The sequence below is a fragment of the Providencia sp. PROV109 genome, assembly GCF_033681625.1.
GTDB lineage: Bacteria > Pseudomonadota > Gammaproteobacteria > Enterobacterales > Enterobacteriaceae > Providencia > Providencia hangzhouensis.
This window is the reverse complement of record NZ_CP096320.1, coordinates 4,253,968-4,276,668: the sequence shown is the minus strand read 5'-3', so window position 1 is coordinate 4,276,668 and position 22,701 is coordinate 4,253,968. Positions and strand designations below refer to the sequence as shown.

Here is a 22,701-nt window from a genome sequence, read left to right as displayed (position 1 = left end):
AGGAATGGAATTGGTAATGAAAGACGCGCAAAGCGCGCTGACTGTTTCCGAAACTACCTTCGGGCGTGATTTCAATGAAGCGCTTGTTCACCAAGTAGTTGTTGCGTATGCAGCTGGTGCTCGTCAAGGTACTCGTGCTCAGAAAACTCGTGCTGAAGTTTCTGGTTCAGGTAAAAAACCATGGCGTCAAAAAGGTACTGGCCGTGCACGTTCTGGTTCAGTAAAGAGCCCAATTTGGCGCTCTGGTGGTGTTAGCTTCGCAGCTAAACCACAGGACCACAGTCAAAAAGTTAATAAGAAGATGTACCGTGGTGCTTTAAAAAGCATCCTCTCTGAGTTGGTACGTCAAGATCGTCTGATCGTTGTCGAGAAGTTCTCTGTTGAAGCACCTAAAACTAAGTTGCTGGCACAGAAACTGAAAGATATGGCTCTGGAAGATGTTCTGATCATCACTGCTGAATTAGATGAAAATCTGTTTTTAGCAGCGCGTAACCTGTATAAGGTTGACGTTCGTGATGCAGCAGGTATTGACCCGGTTAGCCTGATCGCCTTCGACAAAGTGGTTATGACTGCTGATGCTGTGAAGCAAGTTGAGGAGATGCTGGCATGATCCGTGAAGAACGTCTGCTAAAAGTACTGCGCGCGCCGCATGTATCTGAAAAAGCTTCTACAGCGATGGAAAAAAGCAATACCATCGTTCTCAAAGTTGCGAAAGACGCGACTAAAGCAGAAATCAAAGCTGCTGTACAGAAACTGTTTGAAGTTGAAGTTGAAGGTGTTAACACTTTGCTGGTTAAAGGCAAAACTAAACGCCACGGTCAGCGTTTCGGTCGTCGTAGCGACTGGAAAAAAGCTTACGTCACGCTGAAAGAAGGCCAAAATTTGGACTTCATTAGCGGTGCTGAGTAAGTCGGAGGAGTAAAGAACAATGGCAGTTGTTAAATGTAAACCTACGTCTCCGGGCCGTCGCCACGTAGTTAAAGTGGTTAACCCTGAGCTGCATAAGGGTAAACCTTATGCTCCGCTGTTAGAAAAAAACAGCAAATCCGGTGGTCGTAACAACAATGGCCGTATCACTACCCGTCATATCGGTGGTGGCCATAAGCAGCATTATCGTTTAGTTGACTTTAAACGCAACAAAGACGGTGTTCCTGCAGTTGTTGAGCGTTTGGAATATGATCCAAATCGTTCTGCGAACATTGCACTGGTTCTATATAAAGACGGTGAACGTCGTTATATTCTTGCACCAAAAGGCCTGAAAGCTGGCGACCAGATTCAATCTGGTGTTGATTCAGCAATCAAAGCTGGTAACGCACTGCCGATGCGCAACATCCCTGTTGGTTCTACAGTTCATAACATCGAACTGAAACCAGGTAAAGGTGGACAGTTAGCGCGTTCAGCAGGTACTTACGCTCAAATCGTTGCTCGTGATGGTGCTTATGTCACATTACGTCTGCGTTCTGGTGAAATGCGTAAAGTTTTAGCTGATTGCCGTGCAACTCTTGGTGAAGTTGGTAACGCTGAACATATGTTACGTGTTCTCGGTAAAGCTGGTGCTAGCCGCTGGCGTGGTGTTCGTCCTACCGTTCGCGGTACTGCGATGAACCCAGTAGACCATCCACATGGTGGTGGTGAAGGCCGTAACTTTGGTAAACACCCAGTAACACCATGGGGCGTTCAAACCAAAGGTAAGAAAACTCGTAGTAACAAGCGTACTGATCAATTCATCGTACGTCATCGTTCTAAAAAATAATTAGAGGATAAACCATGCCACGTTCTCTCAAGAAAGGTCCTTTTATTGACCTGCACTTGCTGAAGAAGGTAGAGAAAGCGGTGGAAAGCGGAGACAAGAAGCCTCTTAAGACTTGGTCCCGTCGTTCAACGATCTTTCCTAATATGATCGGATTGACCATCGCTGTCCATAATGGTCGTCAGCATGTTCCAGTTTTTGTAACCGACGAAATGGTTGGTCACAAACTGGGTGAATTCGCACCGACTCGCACTTATCGCGGCCACGCGGCAGATAAGAAAGCTAAGAAACGTTAAGGATAGGAGGAAGAGATGGAAACTTTAGCTATGCATCGCCACGCTCGTTCTTCTGCCCAGAAGGTTCGCTTAGTTGCCGACCTGATTCGCGGTAAGAAAGTGTCGCAAGCTCTGGAAATTCTGACCTACACCAACAAGAAAGCTGCTGGTTTAGTGAAGAAAGTACTTGAATCTGCAATTGCTAACGCAGAGCAAAACGATGGCGCTGACATTGATGACCTGAAAGTTGCGAAAATTTTCGTAGACGAAGGTCCAACCATGAAACGCATCATGCCGCGTGCGAAAGGCCGTGCAGATCGTATTCTTAAGCGCACCAGCCACATTACTGTGGTTGTGTCCGATCGCTGAGACTCTGGAGACTAGCAATGGGTCAGAAAGTACATCCTAATGGTATTCGCCTGGGTATTGTCAAACCTTGGAACTCTACTTGGTATGCGAACACCAATGAATTCGCTGACAACCTAGACAGCGATTACAAAGTACGCCAGTACTTGAATAAAGAATTGGCAAAAGCGTCAATCTCTCGCATCGTTATCGAACGTCCTGCGAAAAGCATCCGTGTGACTATTCACACTGCTCGCCCAGGTATCGTTATCGGTAAGAAAGGTGAAGACGTTGAAAAACTGCGTAAAACAGTAGCGGATATCGCTGGTGTTCCTGCGCAAATCAATATCGCCGAAGTTCGTAAACCAGAACTAGACGCTAAATTAGTTGCTGACAGCATTTCTTCACAGCTGGAACGTCGTGTTATGTTCCGTCGTGCTATGAAGCGTGCGGTACAGAACGCAATGCGTCTGGGCGCTAAAGGTATTAAAGTTGAAGTCAGTGGCCGTTTAGGCGGTGCTGAAATCGCTCGTACCGAGTGGTATCGTGAAGGCCGTGTGCCACTGCACACATTACGTGCTGATATCGATTACAACACTTCAGAAGCGCACACCACTTATGGTGTTCTCGGCGTTAAGGTATGGATCTTCAAAGGTGAGATTCTGGGTGGTATGGCTGCTGTTGAACAAGCTGAGAAACCAGCTGCTCAACCTAAAAAGCAGCAGCGTAAAGGCCGCAAGTAAGGAGAGTCGCTGATGTTACAACCAAAGCGTACAAAATTCCGTAAGGTGCACAAAGGCCGCAACCGTGGTCTAGCGCAAGGTACGGATGTTAGCTTCGGCACTTTCGGTCTTAAAGCTGTTGGCCGTGGTCGTCTGACTGCACGTCAGATCGAAGCGGCACGTCGTGCTATGACCCGTGCTATTAAGCGTCAAGGTAAAATCTGGATCCGTGTGTTCCCAGACAAACCAATCACTGAGAAACCACTCGAAGTTCGTATGGGTAAAGGTAAAGGTAACGTAGAATATTGGGTTGCCTTAATTCAGCCTGGTAAAGTACTGTACGAAATGGACGGTGTGCCTGAAGAGCTGGCTCGTGAGGCATTCTCTCTGGCAGCAGCGAAACTGCCTATCAAAACCACCTTTGTAACTAAGACGGTGATGTAATGAAAGCACAAGAGCTGCGCGAAAAAAGCGTTGAAGAGCTGAATGCTGAACTTTTGAACCTGTTACGTGAACAATTTAATTTACGTATGCAGGCTGCAAGCGGTCAGCTGCAACAGTCTCATCTGTTGAAACAAGTGCGTCGCGATATCGCACGTGTGAAGACTTTACTGACTGAGAAGGCAGGTGCGTAATGAGCGATAAAATCCGTACTCTGCAAGGTCGTGTAGTTAGCGATAAAATGGAGAAATCTATTGTTGTTGCTATCGAACGTATGGTGAAACACCCTCTGTATGGTAAATTCATCCGTCGTACGACTAAATTGCACGTACATGACGAGAACAATGAATGTGGAATTGGTGACGTGGTAGAAATCCGCCAAACTCGTCCACTGTCTAAGACTAAGTCTTGGGCCTTAGTTCGCGTTGTAGAAAAAGCTGTTCTGTAATAGAATAACTTTTCTTGATGAATAAACGGCTCTTTTTGATTGAGCCGTTTATTTTTTTCTGTCCAACACGATGATGTGGTGTTATAATGCCGCGCCCTCGTAGTATGGGTATATTTGAACGGCCTCTTCATAATGAGGTGGCTCAGTAGTAGTTGACATTTAGCGGAGCACTAAAATGATCCAAGAACAGACTATGCTGAACGTGGCCGACAACTCCGGTGCACGTCGCGTAATGTGTATCAAGGTTCTAGGTGGCTCGCACCGTCGCTATGCACATGTAGGCGACATCATTAAAATTACTGTTAAAGAAGCAATTCCACGCGGTAAAGTTAAAAAGGGTGATGTCCTGAAAGCGGTAGTGGTGCGCACCAAGAAGGGTGTACGTCGCCCTGACGGTTCTGTCATTCGCTTCGATGGTAATGCTTGTGTGTTATTAAATAATAACAGTGAGCAAGTAATCGGTACGCGTATTTTTGGGCCGGTAACTCGTGAACTTCGTAACGAGAAGTTTATGAAAATTATCTCTCTGGCACCTGAAGTACTCTAAGGAGCGAACTATGGCAGCGAAAATCCGTCGTGATGACGAAGTTATCGTGCTAACTGGGAAAGACAAAGGTAAGCGCGGTAAAGTAAAGCAGGTTATTTCTTCTAGTAAAGTTATCGTTGAAGGTATCAATCTGGTTAAAAAACATCAGAAGCCTGTACCGGCTCTGAACCAACCAGGTGGCATCGTTGAAAAAGAAGCGGCTATTCAAGTTTCTAACGTTGCAATCTTTAACGCGGCAACTGGTAAGGCTGACCGTGTAGGCTTTAGATTCGAAGACGGAAAAAAAGTCCGTTTCTTCAAATCTAACAGTGAAACTATCAAGTAATTTTTGGAGTATACGATGGCGAAACTGCATGATTACTATAAAGACGAAGTAGTTAATAAACTCATGACCGAGTTTAGCTACACTTCTGTCATGCAAGTCCCTCGGGTCGAGAAGATCACCCTGAATATGGGTGTTGGTGAAGCGATTGCTGATAAAAAACTGCTGGATAATGCAGCAGCTGATTTAACAGCGATCTCAGGTCAAAAACCTTTGATCACCAAAGCACGCAAATCTGTTGCAGGCTTCAAAATCCGTCAGGGCTATCCAATCGGCTGTAAAGTAACCCTGCGTGGCGAACGCATGTGGGAGTTCCTTGAGCGTCTGATTTCTATTGCTGTACCACGTATTCGTGACTTCCGTGGCTTGTCCGCTAAGTCTTTCGATGGTCGCGGTAACTACAGCATGGGTGTTCGTGAACAAATCATCTTCCCTGAAATCGATTACGATAAAGTGGATCGCGTACGTGGTTTAGATATTACTATCACCACTACTGCGAAATCAGATGACGAAGGTCGCGCACTGTTAGCAGCGTTCAACTTCCCGTTCCGCAAGTAAGGCAGGGTACTCATGGCTAAGAAATCTATGAAAGCGCGTGATGTTAAACGTGCTAAATTAGCTGAGAAATTCTTCGCAAAACGCGTAGAACTGAAAGCTATCATCTCTGATGTTAAAGCATCTGATGAAGATCGCTGGGACGCTGTTCTCAAGCTGCAAACACTGCCACGTGATTCAAGTCCTTCTCGTCAGCGTAACCGCTGCCGTCAAACAGGGCGTCCGCACGGTTTCCTGCGGAAGTTTGGTCTGAGCCGAATTAAAGTCCGTGAAGCCGCTATGCGCGGTGAAATCCCGGGCCTTAAAAAGGCAAGTTGGTAATTCCATTTGAATCACGGGAGTAAAGACAGATGAGCATGCAAGATCCCATCGCGGATATGCTGACCCGTATCCGTAACGGTCAGGCCGCGAACAAAGTTGCGGTCACCATGCCTTCCTCCAAGCTGAAAGTGGCAATTGCCAAAGTGCTGAAGGAAGAAGGTTATATTGAAGATTTTAAAATTGAAGGCGACATCAAGCCAGAACTGGAACTGACTTTACGTTATTTCCAAGGTAAGGCTGTTGTAGAAAGCATTCAGCGTGTAAGCCGCCCAAGTCTGCGCATCTATAAGAAAAAAGATGAGCTGCCACAAGTTATGGCTGGTTTAGGTATCGCTGTTGTTTCTACCTCTAAAGGTGTCATGACTGATCGTGCAGCTCGCCAAGCTGGTCTTGGTGGCGAGATTCTCTGCTACGTAGCTTAATTCGGGAGGAAAGAATGTCTCGTGTGGCAAAAGCACCCGTCGTCATTCCTGCCGGCGTAGAGGTAAAACTCAACGGTCAGGTTATTTCGATTAAGGGTAAAAACGGCGAGCTTACTCGTACTATCCATAATGCAGTTGAAGTTAAAAGCGAAGACAATCAACTGACTTTCGCACCACGCGAAGCTTTTGATGATGCATGGGCACAAGCGGGTACTACTCGTTCACTGTGTAATGCAATGGTTGTTGGTGTTACCGAAGGCTTCACTAAAAAGCTTCAACTGGTCGGTGTTGGTTACCGTGCAGCAATCAAAGGCAATGCAGTAAGCTTGTCTTTAGGTTTCTCGCATCCGGTTGAACACGCACTGCCAGCAGGCATTACTGCTGAATGTCCAACACAAACTGAAATCGTACTGAAAGGTGCGGATAAGCAAGTGATTGGTCAAGTTGCAGCAGAACTGCGTGCTTACCGTCGTCCTGAACCTTACAAAGGTAAAGGTGTTCGTTACGCCGATGAAATCGTGCGTACCAAAGAGGCTAAGAAGAAGTAAGGTAACACTATGGATAAGAAAGCAGCTCGTATCCGTCGTGCGACCCGCGCACGCCGTAAGATCCAAGAGTTGGGTGCGACTCGCCTGGTGGTACATCGTACTCCACGCCATATTTATGCGCAGGTTATCGCACCGAACGGTTCTGAAACATTGGTTGCAGCTTCTACTACAGAAAAAGCTATCAATGAGCAAGTGAAATTCACTGGAAACAAAGATGCAGCAGCAGTAGTTGGTAAATTAATTGCTGAACGCGCACTGGAAAAAGGCATCACTGTTGTTGCTTTTGACCGTTCTGGTTTCCAATATCATGGTAGAGTCCAGGCACTGGCAGATGCTGCCCGTGAAGCTGGCCTTCAGTTCTAAGGTAGAGGTGTAAGATGGCTCACATCGAAAAACAAGCTGGCGAACTGCAGGAAAAGCTGATCGCGGTAAACCGCGTAGCAAAAACCGTTAAAGGTGGCCGTATTTTCAGCTTTACCGCACTGACTGTAGTTGGTGATGGTAACGGTCGCGTTGGTTTTGGCTACGGCAAAGCGCGCGAAGTTCCGGCAGCAATCCAGAAAGCGATGGAAAAAGCCCGTCGCAGTATGAAAACCGTTGCTCTAAACAACGGCACATTGTTCCACCCTGTGAAAGGTACACACACTGGTTCTCGTGTGTTTATGCAACCTGCTCACGAAGGTACCGGTATCATTGCCGGCGGTGCAATGCGTGCTGTTTTAGAAGTAGCTGGAGTTCGCAACGTACTGGCTAAAACCTATGGTTCCACTAACCCAATCAACGTGGTTCGTGCAACACTGGATGCTTTAGACAGCATGAAGTCTCCAGAAATGGTCGCAGCTAAGCGTGGAAAATCCGTCGAAGAAATTCTGGGGTAATCGGCTATGGCTAAGACTATTAAAATTACACAAGTTCGCAGTTCAATCGGTCGTCTGCCTAAGCATAAGGCAACACTGGTCGGTTTAGGTCTGCGTCGCATTGGTCATACAGTAGAGCGCGAGGATACTCCTGCTGTACGTGGTATGGTCAACTTGGTTTCCTACATGGTTAAAGTTGAGGAGTAAGAGATGCGTTTAAATACTCTGTCTCCGGCTGAAGGTGCCAAGCACGCGCCTAAACGCGTAGGTCGTGGTATCGGTTCTGGTCTCGGTAAAACCGGCGGCCGTGGTCACAAAGGTCAGAAATCTCGTTCTGGCGGTGGCGTACGTCGTGGTTTCGAAGGCGGCCAGATGCCTTTATACCGTCGTCTGCCGAAATTCGGCTTCACTTCACGCAAAGCAATGATCACTGCAGAGATTCGTCTGTCTGATTTTGCTGCTGTTGAAGGCGATGTTATTGATCTGAACGCACTGAAAGCCGCGAACGTTGTTGGCATCCAGATTGAATATGCGAAAGTTATTCTGTCTGGCGAAGTGAACCGTGCAGTTACTGTACGTGGCCTTCGTGTTACTAAAGGTGCTCGCGCTGCAATCGAAGCTGCCGGCGGTAAAATTGAGGAATAAGTGACAGATGGCTAAACAACCAGGATTAGATTTTCAAAGTGCCAAGGGTGGAGCTGGCGAACTTAAACGCAGACTTTTGTTTGTAATTGGTGCGCTAATTGTTTTCCGAATTGGTTCTTTTATTCCAATCCCTGGTATTGATGCCACTGTGCTTGCCAAATTGCTCGAACAGCAACAAGGCACCATCATTGAAATGTTTAACATGTTCTCTGGTGGTGCTCTTAGCCGTGCTTCTATCTTTGCTTTGGGTATCATGCCGTATATTTCGGCATCGATTATCATCCAATTATTATCAGTGGTTAATCCACGGTTAGCAGAGATTAAGAAGGAAGGAGAAGCAGGTCGTCGGAAGATAAGCCAATATACTCGTTGGGGTACTCTGGTATTAGCAATATTCCAATCTATTGGTATTGCAATGGGTCTACCGAATATGCCAGGGATGCAAGGGTTAGTTATTGATCCGGGTCTCCCGTTCTACTTTACGGCTGTTGTTAGCTTGGTCACGGGGACTATGTTCCTTATGTGGTTAGGTGAGCAGATAACTGAAAGAGGTATCGGTAACGGTATTTCTATCATTATCTTCGCTGGTATTGTTGCGGGATTACCGCCGGCTATTGGCCATACCATCGAGCAAGCTCGGCAAGGCGATCTGCACTTCCTCCTGTTGCTGTTGGTTGCGGTGTTAGTATTCGCGGTTACATTCTTTGTTGTGTTTATGGAACGTGGTCAACGTCGTATCGTCGTTAATTACGCTAAACGTCAGCAAGGTCGCCGTGTTTACGCAGCACAAAGTACACATTTACCGTTAAAAGTGAATATGGCGGGTGTAATTCCTGCAATTTTTGCTTCCAGTATCATACTATTCCCGGGTACAATAGCTTCTTGGTTTGGTGATGGAACTGGCTGGGACTGGCTGACTACAATTTCTATGTATTTACAGCCTGGTCAACCGTTATATGTGTTACTTTATGCATCTGCGATCATCTTCTTCTGTTTCTTCTATACGGCGTTGGTTTTCAACCCGAGAGAAACAGCAGATAACCTGAAGAAGTCCGGTGCATTTGTACCAGGAATTCGTCCGGGAGAGCAAACGGCCAAGTACATTGATAAGGTAATGACTCGCTTAACATTAGTTGGCGCATTATATATTACCTTCATCTGCCTAATCCCGGAGTTCATGCGTGACGCAATGAAAGTACCTTTCTATTTTGGTGGTACTTCCCTCTTAATCGTGGTTGTCGTTATCATGGACTTTATGGCTCAAGTGCAAACTCTGATGATGTCAAGTCAGTATGAGTCTGCATTGAAGAAAGCAAACCTGAAAGGTAAGTAATCATTTAGTGTGATTATGGTTTGCTTAGAAGTTACGGAGAGTAAAAATGAAAGTTCGTGCTTCCGTCAAGAAATTATGCCGTAACTGCAAAATTATTCGTCGCAATGGTAGCGTTCGTGTAATTTGTAGTGTTGAACCAAGACATAAACAACGTCAAGGTTAAGAAAAAGCATTTTTTTCTTGCAAAGTTGGGTTGAGCTGGCTAAATTAGCCAGCCAATCTTTTTTATCTAAGATACATTATTGTTTGAGTATCCTGAAAACGGGCTTTTCAGCACAGTAATGTATATTTTAACTTAGGAGTGCATAGTGGCCCGTATAGCAGGCATTAACATTCCTGATCATAAACATACTGTAATCGCTTTAACATCGATTTTCGGTATCGGCAAAACTCGTTCACAGGCTATCTGTGAAGCAACTGGTATTGCTGAAAATGTTAAGATCAGTGAGCTGTCTGAAGAACAAATCGACAAGCTGCGTGACGAAGTTGCTAAATACGTTGTAGAAGGTGACTTACGTCGTGAAATTACCCTGAGCATCAAGCGTCTGATGGACCTTGGATGTTACCGTGGTTTACGTCATCGTCGTGGTCTTCCTGTGCGCGGACAGCGTACTAAGACTAACGCTCGTACCCGTAAGGGTCCGCGTAAGCCGATCAAGAAATAAGTCGGGGTATTGAATAATGGCAAAAGCACCAATTCGTGCACGTAAGCGTGTAAGAAAACAAGTCTCAGACGGTGTGGCTCATATCCATGCTTCTTTCAACAACACAATCGTTACTATTACAGACCGTCAAGGTAACGCATTGGGTTGGGCAACTGCCGGTGGTTCCGGTTTCCGTGGTTCTCGCAAATCCACTCCGTTTGCAGCTCAGGTTGCAGCAGAGCGTTGCGCAGAAGCCGTGAAAGAATACGGTATCAAGAACCTGGAAGTTATGGTTAAGGGACCGGGTCCGGGTCGCGAATCAACAATTCGTGCTCTGAACGCCGCTGGTTTCCGCATCACTAATATTACTGATGTGACTCCTATCCCTCATAACGGTTGTCGCCCACCGAAAAAACGTCGCGTTTAATACGTTTCGTTTTTTTTAGGACTGTTGGAGAAAGAAAATGGCTAGATATTTGGGTCCTAAGCTCAAGCTGAGCCGTCGCGAAGGAACAGACCTCTTCCTGAAGTCTGGTGTTCGCGCGATTGACACCAAGTGTAAATTAGAACAGGCTCCAGGCCAGCACGGTGCGCGTAAACCGCGTCTGTCTGACTATGGCGTCCAGTTACGTGAAAAACAAAAAGTTCGTCGTATCTACGGTGTTCTGGAACGTCAATTCCGTAACTATTACAAAGAAGCAACACGTCTGAAAGGCAACACAGGTGAAAACCTGCTGACTTTGCTGGAAGGTCGTCTTGATAACGTCGTTTACCGTATGGGCTTTGGCGCAACTCGCGCAGAAGCACGTCAAATGGTTAGCCATAAAGCTATCATGGTAAATGGCCGTGTAGTTAATATCGCTTCTTATCAGGTTTCCCCGAATGACGTTATCAGCGTTCGTGAGAAAGCTAAAAAACAGTCTCGTATTAAGGCTGCTTTAGAGCTGGCTGAACAGCGTGAGAAGCCAACTTGGCTGGAAGTTGATGCTGCTAAAATGGAAGGTGTGTTCAAACGTATTCCTGAACGTACTGACTTGTCTGCGGACATTAACGAACACCTGATCGTCGAGCTTTACTCCAAGTAAAGCTTAGCACCAAAGAGAGGACACAATGCAGGGTTCTGTGACAGAGTTTCTAAAACCGCGCCTGGTAGATATCGAGCAAGTGAGTTCGACGCACGCTAAGGTGACCCTTGAGCCTTTAGAGCGTGGCTTTGGCCATACTCTTGGTAACGCACTGCGCCGTATTCTGCTTTCGTCTATGCCGGGTTGTGCGGTGACAGAGGTTGAGATTGATGGTGTACTGCATGAGTACAGCACCAAAGAAGGTGTACAGGAAGATATCCTGGAGATTCTCCTCAACCTGAAAGGGCTGGCGGTAAAAGTTCAGGGGAAAGATGAAGTTATTTTAACCTTGAATAAATCTGGCATTGGCCCTGTGACTGCAGCCGACATCATCCATGATGGTGATGTCGAAATCGTCAAGCCACAGCACATCATCTGCCACCTGACTGACGAAAGCGCATCTATTAATATGCGAATTAAAGTACAGCGTGGTCGTGGTTATGTGCCGGCTTCTGCCCGAGTTCATTCGGAAGAAGATGAGCGCCCAATCGGTCGTTTGTTAGTCGATGCTTGCTACAGCCCAGTAGAGCGTATTGCCTACAATGTTGAAGCAGCTCGTGTTGAGCAACGTACAGACTTGGATAAGTTAGTTATTGAAATGGAAACTAACGGTACAATCGATCCTGAAGAGGCGATTCGCCGTGCGGCAACCATTCTGGCTGAACAACTTGAAGCTTTTGTTGACTTACGTGATGTACGTCAGCCTGAAGTTAAAGAAGAAAAACCAGAATTCGATCCTATCTTATTGCGCCCAGTTGACGATCTGGAATTGACTGTCCGCTCTGCTAACTGCCTCAAAGCAGAAGCTATCCACTACATCGGTGATCTGGTACAGCGTACAGAAGTTGAGTTGCTTAAAACTCCGAATCTTGGTAAGAAATCTCTTACTGAAATTAAGGACGTCTTGGCATCTCGTGGTCTTTCTCTGGGCATGCGCTTAGAAAATTGGCCACCAGCAAGTATTGCTGATGATTAAGATCACAGGTTAAGGTTTTACTGAGAAGGATAAGGTCATGCGCCATCGTAAGAGTGGTCGTCAATTGAACCGCAACAGCAGCCACCGCCAAGCTATGTTCCGTAACATGGCAGGTTCTTTAGTTCGTCATGAAATCATCAAGACGACTCTGCCTAAAGCGAAAGAACTGCGTCGCGTCGTTGAGCCGCTGATTACTCTTGCCAAGACCGACAGCGTAGCTAATCGTCGTCTGGCATTCGCACGTACTCGTGATAACGAGATCGTTGCAAAATTATTTAATGAACTGGGACCTCGTTTCGCAGCTCGTGCAGGTGGTTACACTCGTATTCTTAAGTGTGGCTACCGCACAGGTGACAACGCTCCGATGGCTTACATCGAGCTTGTTGACCGTGCTGTTGAGTCTCAAGAAGCAGCTGCAGAGTAATCTGCTGTCGCTTTCAAGAAAACCGGGTATATTTGCCCGGTTTTTTTGTACCTGCTATTCTTACTTCTTCAAATAAATTTATTCCCTTGATTTTTTCGTGGTTAACCCATATTTACAGGTAAGTATTATGAGCATGTATAAGATAGGTGAACTTGCTAGGCTAGCAGATGTGACGCCTGATACGATTCGTTTTTATGAAAAACAAGGTTTGATGGGACATAAAGAAAGAACAGAAGGCGGGTATCGGTTATTTACGGAACAAGACCTACAGCGACTGCGTTTTATTCGTTATGCAAAACAGTTAGGTTTTACTTTAGAAGCTATCACTGAACTACTTTCAATACGAGTGGATCCTGAACATCATACCTGCCAAGAATCTAAACAGATTGTTGATCTCAGATTACTTGAAGTTGAAAAAAAGATACAAGAGCTTATTATTATGCGCGATTCGCTGAAGATGTTAAGTTCAGCATGTTGTGGAGAAGAACATGCGACAACCTATTGCTCCATTATGGAAATATTAGAAAAAGGTGCATCTAAAGTTTATTAATTATACAATCTGCTAATTATATGAGGGTATATCATGAGTAAATATCAACATAAACGTGGTGAGATTAAAGATAATGCGATTGAAGCATTACTACATGACCCACTATTTCGCCAAAGAGTTGAAAAAAATAAAAAAGGAAAAGGCAGTTACACAAGAAAAGAAAAAAATAAGAAGTCAGTTAACTGGGAGGCCAGCGGTAATAGGTTTATTTACTTATTACCACTGGCCTTTTAGTTAATTTTTATTTTGTTCTTTTAAAAGATCACGAATTTCTGATAACAGAACTTCTTCTTTAGATGGTGGGGCTGGCTCTGCTGGTGCGGCTTCTTTTTCACGGCGAACTTTATTCATGACCTTAATTGCCATAAAGATAGCGAACGCAACAATAACGAAGTCAAAAACGGTTTGTATAAACATACCATAATTTAGTACTACTGCTGGTAAATCACCTTGTGCTTCTTTTAATACTACGCTGAATGATTTGAAATCAACACCTCCGATTAGTAAACCTAGCGGAGGCATAATGACATCAGCAACTAATGAAGATACAATTTTACCAAATGCAGCACCAATAATAATACCAACTGCCATATCCACTACATTGCCTTTCATAGCAAATTCGCGGAAATCTTTTAAAAAGCTCATTAGACGACCCCTTAATAAATAACTCAATTGAAACAAAACATGTATTAGGTTAACAAATTATAGTCGCTAAAATTATTAAGCTACAAATATTTACTATTTTTATAAAAAGAATGGACTTGGTTGAAATAATTTTTCAACTTCGGGTACATACTTTTTATCTGTAATAAACATAATGACATGGTCACCTTGTTCAATTATATGGTAATCACTAGCTATAATGACTTCTTCTTCACGAACAATTGCACCAATAATAGTTCCAGGAGGAAGTTTAATTTCAGATATTTTTTTGCCAACAACTTTTGACGTATTTTCATCACCGTGTGCAATTGCCTCAATAGCTTCCGCAACGCCTCTTCTTAAAGATGAAACATTGACTATATCCGCTTTTCTAACATGGCTTAATAAAGCAGAAATAGTTGCCTGTTGAGGTGAAATCGCAATATCAATCACCCCACCTTGAACGAGTTCAACGTATGCAGAGCGTTGTATAAGAACCATTGCTTTTTTAGCCCCCATTTTTTTGGCTAACATAGCAGACATAATATTAGCTTCGTCATCATTTGTTAGGGCAATAAAAACATCCATTTGCTCAATATGTTCTTCTGTGAGTAGTTCTTGGTCGGATGCATCGCCATAAAATACAATGGTATCATGCAGTAACTCAGCAAGTTCTGTTGCACGCTTCTGGTTTCGCTCAATAAGTTTCACGCTGTAATCTTTTTCTAGTCGCCTTGCTAGACCAGCTCCGACGTTACCACCACCGACTATCATCAAACGTTTGTATGGCTTTTCTAGTCTTTGCAGCTCGCTCATTACGGCTCGGATATGTTGTGTTGAAGCAACAAAAAAAACCTCATCACCCGCTTCAATAATTGTTGAGCCTTGAGGGCGAATAGGTCTATCTTGACGGAAAATAGCGACAACACGAGTATCAATATGTGGCATGTGTTCGCGTAAGCTCGATAGTGCATTACCAACGAGTGAGCCGCCATAATAAGCTTTTACAGCAACTATGCTAACTTTGCCTTCTGCAAAGTTTACAACTTGAAGGGCGCCAGGGTATTGGATTAATTTATAGATGTAGTCGATAACTAATTGTTCTGGCGATATTAAGTAGTCAATCGGGATTTGTTCAGGCAGAAACAATTTGTCGGCTTCACGGATATATTCAGTTGCTCTGATACGCGCTATTTTATTTGGAGTATTAAATAGGCTATATGCAATTTGGCAAGCAATCATGTTAGTTTCATCTGAATTGGTAACGGCTACTAACATATCCGCATCTTCTGCGCCTGCATCTCGAAGCACTCTAGGGTGAGAGCCATGACCATTTACCACTCGAAGATCGAATTGATCCTGTAATTGACGTAACCGATCAGCATCGGTATCAACGACGGTAATATCATTGTTCTCATCAACTAAATTTTCAGCAAGCGTTCCGCCAACTTGCCCTGCACCTAGAATAATGATCTTCATTACATCTTCCTATTTCAGAGAGCTGGCTACAATTTACTACACTTTTTTGACTAAGCGTGCATAAAAGAAACCATCACCACCATTAGTACTTGGTAATACTTGTAACCCAGCATCGGTTCCATCATTTAGACTGGCGTCATTATGTTTAGATAGGAAATTTTGTATTTGCTTTCCATTTTCTTCGGGCATAATTGAGCATGTCGCATAAAGTAGAGTACCGCCCGGTTTTAAATAAGGCCAGATAGCTTCGAGAATTTGAGCTTGTAGTTGCGCCAATTCATTTATATCCGAATCACGGCGTAGCCATTTAATATCAGGATGACGCCTAATAACGCCTGTAGCGGAACAAGGTGCATCAAGTAAAATACGGTCAAATTGCTGATCTTTTGCCCATTTTTCAGGCTGTGTGCCGTCTCCTTGTATAACAACAGCATGTTGCTTAAGACGAATTAGATTTTCTTTCACTCTTTTAAGACGATATTCATCGATATCTACAGCAATAACATTCGCTCTAGGGGCTAATTCTAAAATATGGGTTGTTTTTCCACCTGGTGCTGCACATAAATCTAAAATACTTTCCCCATTTTGAGGTTCTAGCAATTCAGCGCAGCCTTGAGCTGAGACATCTTGTACTGTTGACCAGCCATCTTCAAAGCCCGGAAGACGAGATACTGCGGTGGGTTCATCTAACCGAATAGCATTTGGATGTGAGGGGTGCAAATGTGCGGTTATCTCAGATTGTTCTAGTAAGTTGAGATATTGTGCAGCAGTGTGATGTTGAGAGTTTACTCTTAACCACATAGGTGGGCGTTGATTATTTGCTTCAATAATAGATTGCCAATCCTCTGGATAGGCAGTTTGTAGGCGTTTTAATAACCAGCTTGGATGTAAATATTGGCTAGTGTTGTTAGCAATCCTTTCTTCTAATTGTGCTTGTTGGCGCTGAAATGAACGTAATACGCCATTAATAAGCCCTTTTAATTGGGGCTTTTTCAGTGCAACTGCGCCATCTACTGTTTCTGCTAATGCAGCATGAGGTGGTATACGAGTGTAAAGTAGCTGGTAGATGCCTACCATAATTAAGTAATGTAGGGCTCTTTGCTTACCCGTTAATGGTTTTTCCATTAGCTGGCTAATAAACCATTCAAGTTTAGGTAAATAACGTAAAACGCCAAAGCAAATTTCTTGTAATAAAGCTTTATCTTTATCATTGATATTACGTTGTAAGTCAGGCAGTACAGTGCTTAATGATTGCCCGTTATCAAGGACTTGGAAAATGGCTGTTGCCGCGATACTACGCAAATTATATGTGTTTTTCATATGGTGAGGATGAATTCATTAGTGACTGAAATAAAACTGCCTGAAGGTATCAGGCAGTTTACAAGTTCGTTATGCTAGAACTTGCTCTGGGGTAAACCATTCGCGACGAGAGTTTAGGATATCTTGTGCACTCATTGCTTTTTTGCCAGGCGGTTGTAGCTGAGTAATATTTAGTATGCCATTTCCTGTGGCAATGCATATACCTTTTTTGTCAGCGCTAATAATTGTTCCTGGTTGCTTATCATGTGCTTCTTCGAGTACTTCAGCTTGCCAAACTTTAATGAGTTGTTCTTCAACCATGAAATAACTCATTGGCCAAGGATTGAAAGCACGAATACAGCGCTCAATATGTACAGCATCATCTTGCCAATTAATGCGAGCTTCTTCTTTTGATAATTTTTCAGCGTAATTTGCTAATGAATCATCTTGTTTTTCAGCTGTGCATTGGCCTGAGGATAGCATTTCAACAGTATGAATTAATGCTTCTGGGCCTATTATTGCTAACTTGTCATATAACGAGGCGCTTGTATCACTAGGGTTAATTGGACAAATTGCTTTGTAAAGCATGTCTCCAGTATCTAAACCTGCATCCATTTGCATAATAGTCACACCCGTTTCAGTATCACCAGCCCAAATAGAACGTTGAATTGGTGCCGCTCCTCTCCAGCGAGGTAACAAAGAGCCGTGAACATTCAAGCAACCTAAGCGAGGAATATCGAGAACGGCTTGCGGTAGAATCAGGCCATAGGCAACAACTATCATTAAGTCTGCATTTTGGTTTTTTATCCACTGCTGGTTTTCGCTATCTTTAAGAGATACTGGTTGAAAAACAGGGATTTGGTGTTCTTCAGCGAGAACCTTGACAGGGCTCGGAGTTAACTTTTTACCTCTTCCCGCAGGTTTATCATGGCGAGTGAGGACGCCAACGATTTGGTGTCTAGTATCTAAGAGAGCAGCTAAATGTTTGGCCGCAAAATCGGGGGTACCCGCAAAAATAATTTTTAATGGCTCTGACACGTTAATTTCCCTATTTATATGTAGCGAATTAGCTATTTTTGGCTTCTTTTGCTCTTAGTCTGTCTAACTTTTCAACTTTCTGGCGGATGCGCTGACGTTTTAAAGGCGATAAATAGTCAACGAATAGTTTACCAACAAGGTGGTCCATCTCATGTTGGATACAGATAGCTAATAAACCATCAGCCTCCAGTTCAAAAGACTCGCCGTTATAGTTTAGCGCGCGAACTTTTACCTGCTCAGCACGAGGGACGAAGCCATGTTGTTCTGGAATAGACAAGCAACCTTCTTCGATCCCTGTTTCCCCTGATTTATCTAGTAATTCAGGGTTAATAAGAACTAAGCGATCATCACGAGTTTCAGACACATCAATAACGATGATTCTCTGGTGGATATCAACTTGTGTTGCTGCAAGGCCAATACCTTCTTCTTCATACATGGTATCGAACATATCATCAACGATACGCTGTATAGAAGCATCAACTTTGTCTACTGGCTTAGCTATTGTGCGTAAGCGTTCGTCTGGGTAATGTAATACGTTTAAGACTGACATAAATTTTTCGAGCAGTTTCCAAAATGTGAATGGGAATTAATGACTATTCTAGACATTTCTCATTCATATTGACAGTATTGGTTATGATTTGTTCACTGAAGAACCTATTTGTTGATGAGTCAGGATGACAATAATGAATATCCAAGAAATTTGGTTAAGAATGTCACAGGTTAAAAGGTTATTACCTCTGAATGCAGTAAGAATAATTAATGAGCTAAAACAACTAAATAAAATTAGCTATCAGACTTTACACCATCATGGTTTGAATGAAATACAGCAATTACAGTTTATGAATGTCTCTATGCACCGGCTTGAGAAAGTACAGGCATGGCTTTCAAATAAACATCATCAAATGATTACTTTCTGTGATTCCCATTACCCTTTTTTATTAAAGCAAATTTACCGTCCTCCTCTTTTATTATTTGTCGTGGGAAAAAGTGAATTATTGGTAACGCCACAAATTGCTGTAGTTGGAAGTCGTAGAGCAAGTGAATACGGCAGAATATGGACTAACCTATTTGTGAAGAGCTTTGTCCATCATGGTATAACCATCACCAGTGGGCTTGCATTAGGTATCGACGGTATAAGCCATAAGGCTGCCCTTGATAATCGAGGTGAAACAATTGCGGTTTTAGGTAGCGGGTTAGCGAATATTTATCCACGACAACATACTGAATTGGCTGAAAAAATCAAAAATTATGGTGCTTTGATTTCAGAATATTGGCCTGATGCACCACCATTACCTAAACAATTTCCCAAGAGAAACCGTATTATTAGTGGGTTAAGTAAAGCAGTTATTGTAATCGAAGCAGGGATGAAAAGTGGCTCACTGATAACCGCTAGGTATGCATTAGAGCAAAACCGCGACTTATTTACATTGCCTGCTCCATTAGGTAACTCTGCATTTCATGGCAACCATTGGTTATTACAGCAGGGAGCTTATCTATTAGCTAAACCTGAGGATGTTTTACAGCATATAGGTGATGGGTTAAATTGGATACAAACCGAATTACCTATAGAACAGGCACCACTTGAGTTTAATGTGGTAGAAAATAAAATTTTAGGTATGGTTGGGTACCAAGCGACACCAGTAGATGTCATTGCAGAACAAACCCAAATTCCAGTTACTCAAATTATTACCATATTAACTGAGATGGAAATTAATGGGGTAGTTAGCTCGGGGGCTGGTGGGTATACCAGAGTAACTTAGTTAAAAGCAACAGTAGAGAAAAACATGTCTAAACAACTGCCCTTCGATACAGAAAAAAATGAACATTGTCCAGAATGCGATTCTTTGCTTGTTATCCGCAATAGTTCACATGGGCCTTTTTTAGGTTGTTCAAGTTATCCACAATGTCATTATATGAGACCGCTAAGACCTACGGTGGAAAGTCATATAATTAAAGTATTAGAAGGTCAACATTGTCCTAAATGTAGTCACGACCTAGTGCTTAAGCAAGGCCGATTTGGCATGTTTATTGGTTGTAGTAATTATCCTGAATGTGAACATATTGAGCTAATTGATAAACCGGATGAAACTAAAATTTCTTGTCCGCAATGCCAAAAAGGGAATTTATTACAGAGAAAATCGCGTTATGGTAAGACTTTTTATGCTTGCGACAATTACCCTAACTGTCAGTTTATATTAAATAATAAGCCTATTAATGGTAAATGTAAGTATTGTGAGTATCCATTACTTATGGAAAAAAGGGGGGGACAGGGAGTAAGATTATTTTGTGCCAGCAAACGCTGCGGTAAACAACAAGAAGAATAATGAGTTAAAACTATGTCAAATATATCTACACCTGCAATTGAAAGTATTATTAGTTCATTACAACATGAGGAGGTTATTGCCTATCCAACAGAAGCCGTATTTGGTTTAGGTTGTGACCCTGATAGTGAAACAGCGGTATATAAGTTATTAGAGTTAAAGCAACGCCCTTGGGAAAAAGGATTAATCCTTATCGCTGATAGCTACGAGCAATTAAAAGACTATATAGATGATGAGCAACTAACAGAAGAACAAAAGCAAGCGATGTTTGCAACATGGCCGGGGCCAGTAACATGGGTGATCCCGGCAAAAGTAACGACTCCAAAATGGTTGACAGGTCGGTTTGATACCATCGCAGTGAGAGTTACAGACCATGAATTAGTAAAAAAATTATGCCGTCATTATGGCAAACCTTTGGTATCTACAAGTGCTAATTTAAGTGGGTTAGAGCCTTGTAGGACAACTGAGGAGGTTATTGCACAGTTCAACGGGGGTATTCCTGTTCTTGATGGAATGGTTGGTGGTCGTCAAAACCCATCTGAAATAAGAGACGCAAAAACAGGGCAACTATATCGTAAAGGATAATATTGATGGAAATGTTTGCGGTTTTTGGTAATCCAATTCAACACAGTAAATCACCTGTTATACATAAAATGTTTGCAGAGCAAACAGGGGTTTGCCTTGAATATGAAAAAGTCCTAGCACCAATCGAGGGATTCGAACAAAGTCTAATAGGTTTTTTTTCTCAGGGTGGAAAGGGCGCAAACATTACTTTGCCATTTAAGGAGCGTGCTTTTCAGGCTGTTTCTGAATTAACTGCAAGAGCTCAAGTTTGTGGCGCTGTTAATACGGTGATGAAGCTTGATGATAATCGATTGTTGGGCGACAACACCGATGGAATGGGGCTTTTGTTAGATTTACAACGTTTAAAGTTTGTTCATCCAAATAGCCGAATATTAATGATTGGTGCTGGTGGTGCGACACGTGGAGCATTATTGCCACTTTTAGAATATGGCTGTGATATCACTTTGACAAATAGAACCTTTTCTAAGGTTGAATTATTAGTTAATGAATTTTCAGCACTAGGTAAAATGTGCGGGAAAGAGATCTCACAGATCGTATCTGCTGATTTTGATCTGATTATCAATGCGACTTCATCTGGTGTAAGTGGAGAGGTTCCTGCAATCAATCCAAATGTGTTTAGCGATCAAGTTGCATGCTATGACATGTTTTATCAATCATCATTAACGCCCTTCCTTGAGTTTGCGACTCAACATCAAGTGACTAAAATAGCCGATGGCCTAGGTATGCTAGTAGGGCAAGCCGCGTTTTCTTTTAAACTATGGCATGGCATTCTTCCTGAAATTACACCTGTTCTATCTGCCTTATATAAGGAATTGAAAGGGTGAATCAGCAAATTCAATTCCCTGATAGAGAAGAGTGGGATGCGCTATCCAAGCAAGTACGCTTTCCTGTGTTGATCAGCGGAATGCTTGCGGAATGTGCAATTCCTCAGTCATTGTTATTTCAACGTTATGGTAAAGAAGAAACACCTTTGAGTTTATTTCAGCAGTATCGATGGGATATAGAAGAAGAGTTTGAAGCCTTGATTGAACAAGGCCTCGATGATTACGATGGGCTTTACATATTATCAGATGCTAAATAGTTATTTTTCCATTCGACATAGTTATTCGCTGAATAACGTAAATGGCTTAACTCAGCATCAGTCAATTTTCGGATGGCTTTTGCTGGGCTCCCTGTATATAAGTAACCGGATTCGAGTCTTTTTCCTTGAGTTACTAAACTGTTAGCCCCAAGAATAACGTCATCTTCTACTATAGCCCCATCAATAACAATTGAACCCATTCCAACTAGCACTCTATTTCCTATAGTGCAACCATGTAACATAACTTTATGACCAATGGTGACATCTTCTCCAATAATTAACGGGTTCCCCTCAGGGTTACTTGCGGATTTATGTGTGACATGTAGAACTGAGCCATCTTGAATATTGGTGCGTGCACCAATAGAAATATAGTTAACATCACCACGTAAAACAGAAAGAGGCCAAATACTGACATCATCAGCTATGCGAACATCTCCAATTACAACAGAAGATGGGTCAATGAAAACGCGTGCATTAATAGAAGGGTAAATACCTAAATAAGGACGTAAAAGTGTGTTCATAGTGATAACCATAAAAAAGAAATAAAAGATAGCTGTTAAATAACTCATTGGTTCATTATGAATTTATGAGCCAGTAGGTTGCTAAAGCTAGAATTATAGGCATGAAGTCGTTTCTTTTATAACCGTTATGCGGTGAAAAAGCACAAGGTGGCTATTTTATCCGCAAACAGAGTTTTTTTTTAAAAAAAAGGTTGTGTAATTTTGAAGGCTCCCTATAATGCGCATCCGTTGTCACGACAAACCGGTTAGAAGAAAACTTCATAACCCAGTGATAACAGAGGTGAGAAAGAAAAAAGTTGAAAATAAACGCTTGACTTTCTAAATAAAAAACGTATTATACGACACCTCGCGACAACGACCTGGTTCACGAAATCCGGTTCAGAAATCGAAAGATTCAGTCGCAACGCTCTTTAACAATTTATCAGACAATCTGTGTGGGCACTCACAGGACACTATCAAAAAAATATTTGATTTTAAGTCTTGAAG

At 42.9% G+C, this 22,701-nt stretch carries 39 protein-coding genes; 33 read left to right on the top strand and 6 right to left on the bottom strand.

The annotated features are described in order from the left end of the window. The first annotated feature begins 4 nt into the window (after nt 1–4). From rplD to M1F25_RS19745, 28 genes are all read left to right on the top strand, one after another. The gene (gene rplD, locus M1F25_RS19880) at nt 5–610 is read left to right on the top strand and encodes a 50S ribosomal protein L4 (protein ID WP_004265418.1); all 606 of its coding nucleotides are present in this window, start codon (nt 5–7) and stop codon (nt 608–610) included. Next, nucleotides 607–909, top strand: a complete 303-nt coding sequence (gene rplW, locus M1F25_RS19875; RefSeq protein ID WP_004265420.1) for a 50S ribosomal protein L23 — start codon at nt 607–609, stop codon at nt 907–909. The genes rplD and rplW overlap by 4 nt, the downstream gene beginning before the upstream one ends. 19 nt (nt 910–928) lie before the next feature. Then, a complete protein-coding gene (rplB, locus tag M1F25_RS19870) occupies nt 929–1,753 on the top strand; it encodes a 50S ribosomal protein L2 (protein WP_004265422.1) in 825 nt (274 codons plus the stop codon). A 14-nt stretch (nt 1,754–1,767) separates the two neighbouring features. Then, complete coding sequence (rpsS, locus tag M1F25_RS19865; RefSeq protein WP_004265426.1) at nt 1,768–2,046, top strand: 30S ribosomal protein S19; 279 nt, start codon at nt 1,768–1,770, stop codon at nt 2,044–2,046. Nucleotides 2,047–2,061: 15 nt separating this feature from the next. Then, nucleotides 2,062–2,394 (top strand): 50S ribosomal protein L22, encoded by a 333-nt coding sequence (gene rplV, locus M1F25_RS19860; protein WP_004265430.1) that lies wholly within the window; start codon nt 2,062–2,064, stop codon nt 2,392–2,394. A gap of 17 nt (nt 2,395–2,411) precedes the next feature. Then, complete coding sequence (rpsC, locus tag M1F25_RS19855; protein WP_004265433.1) at nt 2,412–3,113, top strand: 30S ribosomal protein S3; 702 nt, start codon at nt 2,412–2,414, stop codon at nt 3,111–3,113. A gap of 12 nt (nt 3,114–3,125) precedes the next feature. Then, the gene (rplP, locus tag M1F25_RS19850) at nt 3,126–3,536 is read left to right on the top strand and encodes a 50S ribosomal protein L16 (protein ID WP_004265436.1); all 411 of its coding nucleotides are present in this window, start codon (nt 3,126–3,128) and stop codon (nt 3,534–3,536) included. Then, nucleotides 3,536–3,727 (top strand): 50S ribosomal protein L29, encoded by a 192-nt coding sequence (gene rpmC, locus M1F25_RS19845; protein WP_004265442.1) that lies wholly within the window; start codon nt 3,536–3,538, stop codon nt 3,725–3,727. Before rplP ends, rpmC begins: the two co-directional genes overlap by 1 nt. Continuing rightward, nucleotides 3,727–3,981 (top strand): 30S ribosomal protein S17, encoded by a 255-nt coding sequence (rpsQ, locus tag M1F25_RS19840; RefSeq protein WP_004265446.1) that lies wholly within the window; start codon nt 3,727–3,729, stop codon nt 3,979–3,981. The genes rpmC and rpsQ overlap by 1 nt, the downstream gene beginning before the upstream one ends. A 175-nt stretch (nt 3,982–4,156) precedes the next feature. Then, the gene (gene rplN / locus M1F25_RS19835; RefSeq protein ID WP_004265449.1) at nt 4,157–4,528 is read left to right on the top strand and encodes a 50S ribosomal protein L14; all 372 of its coding nucleotides are present in this window, start codon (nt 4,157–4,159) and stop codon (nt 4,526–4,528) included. A 10-nt stretch (nt 4,529–4,538) separates the two neighbouring features. Beyond that, nucleotides 4,539–4,853, top strand: a complete 315-nt coding sequence (gene rplX / locus M1F25_RS19830; protein WP_004265452.1) for a 50S ribosomal protein L24 — start codon at nt 4,539–4,541, stop codon at nt 4,851–4,853. Nucleotides 4,854–4,868: 15 nt separating this feature from the next. Continuing rightward, nucleotides 4,869–5,408: a 50S ribosomal protein L5 gene (gene rplE, locus M1F25_RS19825; RefSeq protein WP_004265455.1), complete on the top strand. Its 540-nt coding sequence runs from the start codon at nt 4,869–4,871 to the stop codon at nt 5,406–5,408. 12 nt (nt 5,409–5,420) lie between these two features. Next, nucleotides 5,421–5,726: a 30S ribosomal protein S14 gene (gene rpsN, locus M1F25_RS19820; protein WP_004265458.1), complete on the top strand. Its 306-nt coding sequence runs from the start codon at nt 5,421–5,423 to the stop codon at nt 5,724–5,726. Nucleotides 5,727–5,755: 29 nt separating this feature from the next. Beyond that, a complete protein-coding gene (rpsH, locus tag M1F25_RS19815; protein WP_004907134.1) occupies nt 5,756–6,148 on the top strand; it encodes a 30S ribosomal protein S8 in 393 nt (130 codons plus the stop codon). Nucleotides 6,149–6,162: 14 nt separating this feature from the next. After that, a complete protein-coding gene (gene rplF, locus M1F25_RS19810; protein WP_181488807.1) occupies nt 6,163–6,696 on the top strand; it encodes a 50S ribosomal protein L6 in 534 nt (177 codons plus the stop codon). A gap of 9 nt (nt 6,697–6,705) precedes the next feature. Then, nucleotides 6,706–7,059, top strand: coding sequence for a 50S ribosomal protein L18 (rplR, locus tag M1F25_RS19805; protein ID WP_004265467.1), 354 nt, complete (start codon nt 6,706–6,708; stop codon nt 7,057–7,059). 14 nt (nt 7,060–7,073) lie between these two features. Beyond that, nucleotides 7,074–7,574, top strand: coding sequence for a 30S ribosomal protein S5 (rpsE, locus tag M1F25_RS19800; protein ID WP_004265471.1), 501 nt, complete (start codon nt 7,074–7,076; stop codon nt 7,572–7,574). A gap of 6 nt (nt 7,575–7,580) precedes the next feature. Further along, a complete protein-coding gene (gene rpmD / locus M1F25_RS19795) occupies nt 7,581–7,760 on the top strand; it encodes a 50S ribosomal protein L30 (protein ID WP_004265475.1) in 180 nt (59 codons plus the stop codon). Nucleotides 7,761–7,763: 3 nt separating this feature from the next. Next, nucleotides 7,764–8,198 (top strand): 50S ribosomal protein L15, encoded by a 435-nt coding sequence (rplO, locus tag M1F25_RS19790; RefSeq protein ID WP_004265478.1) that lies wholly within the window; start codon nt 7,764–7,766, stop codon nt 8,196–8,198. Nucleotides 8,199–8,205: 7 nt separating this feature from the next. Then, a complete protein-coding gene (secY, locus tag M1F25_RS19785) occupies nt 8,206–9,531 on the top strand; it encodes a preprotein translocase subunit SecY (RefSeq protein WP_004265481.1) in 1,326 nt (441 codons plus the stop codon). A 46-nt stretch (nt 9,532–9,577) separates the two neighbouring features. Then, nucleotides 9,578–9,694 carry a 50S ribosomal protein L36 gene (rpmJ, locus tag M1F25_RS19780; RefSeq protein ID WP_004265484.1) on the top strand — a complete coding sequence of 39 codons (117 nt, stop codon included), beginning with the start codon at nt 9,578–9,580 and terminating at the stop codon, nt 9,692–9,694. Between the two features lie 145 nt (nt 9,695–9,839). After that, nucleotides 9,840–10,196 carry a 30S ribosomal protein S13 gene (gene rpsM / locus M1F25_RS19775; RefSeq protein WP_004907144.1) on the top strand — a complete coding sequence of 119 codons (357 nt, stop codon included), beginning with the start codon at nt 9,840–9,842 and terminating at the stop codon, nt 10,194–10,196. Nucleotides 10,197–10,212: 16 nt separating this feature from the next. Continuing rightward, a complete protein-coding gene (gene rpsK, locus M1F25_RS19770) occupies nt 10,213–10,602 on the top strand; it encodes a 30S ribosomal protein S11 (RefSeq protein WP_002919257.1) in 390 nt (129 codons plus the stop codon). 37 nt (nt 10,603–10,639) lie between these two features. Next, nucleotides 10,640–11,260: a 30S ribosomal protein S4 gene (gene rpsD, locus M1F25_RS19765; RefSeq protein WP_004265487.1), complete on the top strand. Its 621-nt coding sequence runs from the start codon at nt 10,640–10,642 to the stop codon at nt 11,258–11,260. 25 nt (nt 11,261–11,285) lie between these two features. After that, nucleotides 11,286–12,275, top strand: a complete 990-nt coding sequence (locus M1F25_RS19760; protein WP_004265491.1) for a DNA-directed RNA polymerase subunit alpha — start codon at nt 11,286–11,288, stop codon at nt 12,273–12,275. Nucleotides 12,276–12,312: 37 nt separating this feature from the next. After that, nucleotides 12,313–12,699 carry a 50S ribosomal protein L17 gene (gene rplQ, locus M1F25_RS19755; protein ID WP_004907152.1) on the top strand — a complete coding sequence of 129 codons (387 nt, stop codon included), beginning with the start codon at nt 12,313–12,315 and terminating at the stop codon, nt 12,697–12,699. A gap of 133 nt (nt 12,700–12,832) precedes the next feature. Further along, complete coding sequence (zntR, locus tag M1F25_RS19750; RefSeq protein WP_036959225.1) at nt 12,833–13,249, top strand: Zn(2+)-responsive transcriptional regulator; 417 nt, start codon at nt 12,833–12,835, stop codon at nt 13,247–13,249. Nucleotides 13,250–13,282: 33 nt separating this feature from the next. Then, a complete protein-coding gene (locus tag M1F25_RS19745) occupies nt 13,283–13,483 on the top strand; it encodes an alternative ribosome-rescue factor A (protein ID WP_004265498.1) in 201 nt (66 codons plus the stop codon). Here the strand turns inward: M1F25_RS19745 and mscL are convergent, their stop codons facing one another. The 5 genes from mscL to def form a co-directional block, all read right to left on the bottom strand. After that, entirely contained in the window at nt 13,484–13,894 is a 411-nt protein-coding gene (mscL, locus tag M1F25_RS19740) for a large-conductance mechanosensitive channel protein MscL (RefSeq protein WP_004265501.1), read from the bottom strand. A 99-nt stretch (nt 13,895–13,993) separates the two neighbouring features. After that, nucleotides 13,994–15,370: a Trk system potassium transporter TrkA gene (gene trkA, locus M1F25_RS19735; protein WP_004265502.1), complete on the bottom strand. Its 1,377-nt coding sequence runs from the start codon at nt 15,368–15,370 to the stop codon at nt 13,994–13,996. A gap of 36 nt (nt 15,371–15,406) precedes the next feature. Next, nucleotides 15,407–16,690: a 16S rRNA (cytosine(967)-C(5))-methyltransferase RsmB gene (gene rsmB, locus M1F25_RS19730; protein WP_136135454.1), complete on the bottom strand. Its 1,284-nt coding sequence runs from the start codon at nt 16,688–16,690 to the stop codon at nt 15,407–15,409. Between the two features lie 69 nt (nt 16,691–16,759). Continuing rightward, nucleotides 16,760–17,707, bottom strand: coding sequence for a methionyl-tRNA formyltransferase (gene fmt, locus M1F25_RS19725; protein WP_096865177.1), 948 nt, complete (start codon nt 17,705–17,707; stop codon nt 16,760–16,762). Between the two features lie 28 nt (nt 17,708–17,735). Beyond that, nucleotides 17,736–18,257 carry a peptide deformylase gene (gene def, locus M1F25_RS19720; protein WP_004265511.1) on the bottom strand — a complete coding sequence of 174 codons (522 nt, stop codon included), beginning with the start codon at nt 18,255–18,257 and terminating at the stop codon, nt 17,736–17,738. A gap of 133 nt (nt 18,258–18,390) precedes the next feature. Between def and dprA the strand changes: the two genes are divergently transcribed. Genes dprA through M1F25_RS19695 form a run of 5 tightly spaced genes read left to right on the top strand, consistent with a single transcriptional unit; the run spans nt 18,391 to nt 21,694 of the window. Next, nucleotides 18,391–19,467 carry a DNA-processing protein DprA gene (gene dprA, locus M1F25_RS19715; RefSeq protein WP_144141316.1) on the top strand — a complete coding sequence of 359 codons (1,077 nt, stop codon included), beginning with the start codon at nt 18,391–18,393 and terminating at the stop codon, nt 19,465–19,467. Nucleotides 19,468–19,491: 24 nt separating this feature from the next. Next, nucleotides 19,492–20,031: a type I DNA topoisomerase gene (locus tag M1F25_RS19710; protein WP_036959223.1), complete on the top strand. Its 540-nt coding sequence runs from the start codon at nt 19,492–19,494 to the stop codon at nt 20,029–20,031. A 12-nt stretch (nt 20,032–20,043) separates the two neighbouring features. Then, nucleotides 20,044–20,613 (top strand): L-threonylcarbamoyladenylate synthase type 1 TsaC, encoded by a 570-nt coding sequence (gene tsaC / locus M1F25_RS19705; protein ID WP_004265520.1) that lies wholly within the window; start codon nt 20,044–20,046, stop codon nt 20,611–20,613. Between the two features lie 5 nt (nt 20,614–20,618). Beyond that, a complete protein-coding gene (gene aroE / locus M1F25_RS19700; RefSeq protein WP_112307797.1) occupies nt 20,619–21,437 on the top strand; it encodes a shikimate dehydrogenase in 819 nt (272 codons plus the stop codon). Continuing rightward, a complete protein-coding gene (locus tag M1F25_RS19695; RefSeq protein ID WP_112307796.1) occupies nt 21,434–21,694 on the top strand; it encodes a DUF1488 domain-containing protein in 261 nt (86 codons plus the stop codon). Before aroE ends, M1F25_RS19695 begins: the two co-directional genes overlap by 4 nt. On the opposite strand, the gene M1F25_RS19690 is transcribed toward M1F25_RS19695, so the two are convergent. Continuing rightward, on the bottom strand, nt 21,670–22,215 hold the full coding sequence (locus M1F25_RS19690) for a gamma carbonic anhydrase family protein (protein ID WP_096865182.1): 546 nt from the start codon (nt 22,213–22,215) through the stop codon (nt 21,670–21,672). The genes M1F25_RS19695 and M1F25_RS19690 overlap by 25 nt on opposite strands. Nucleotides 22,216–22,701: the final 486 nt, after the last annotated feature.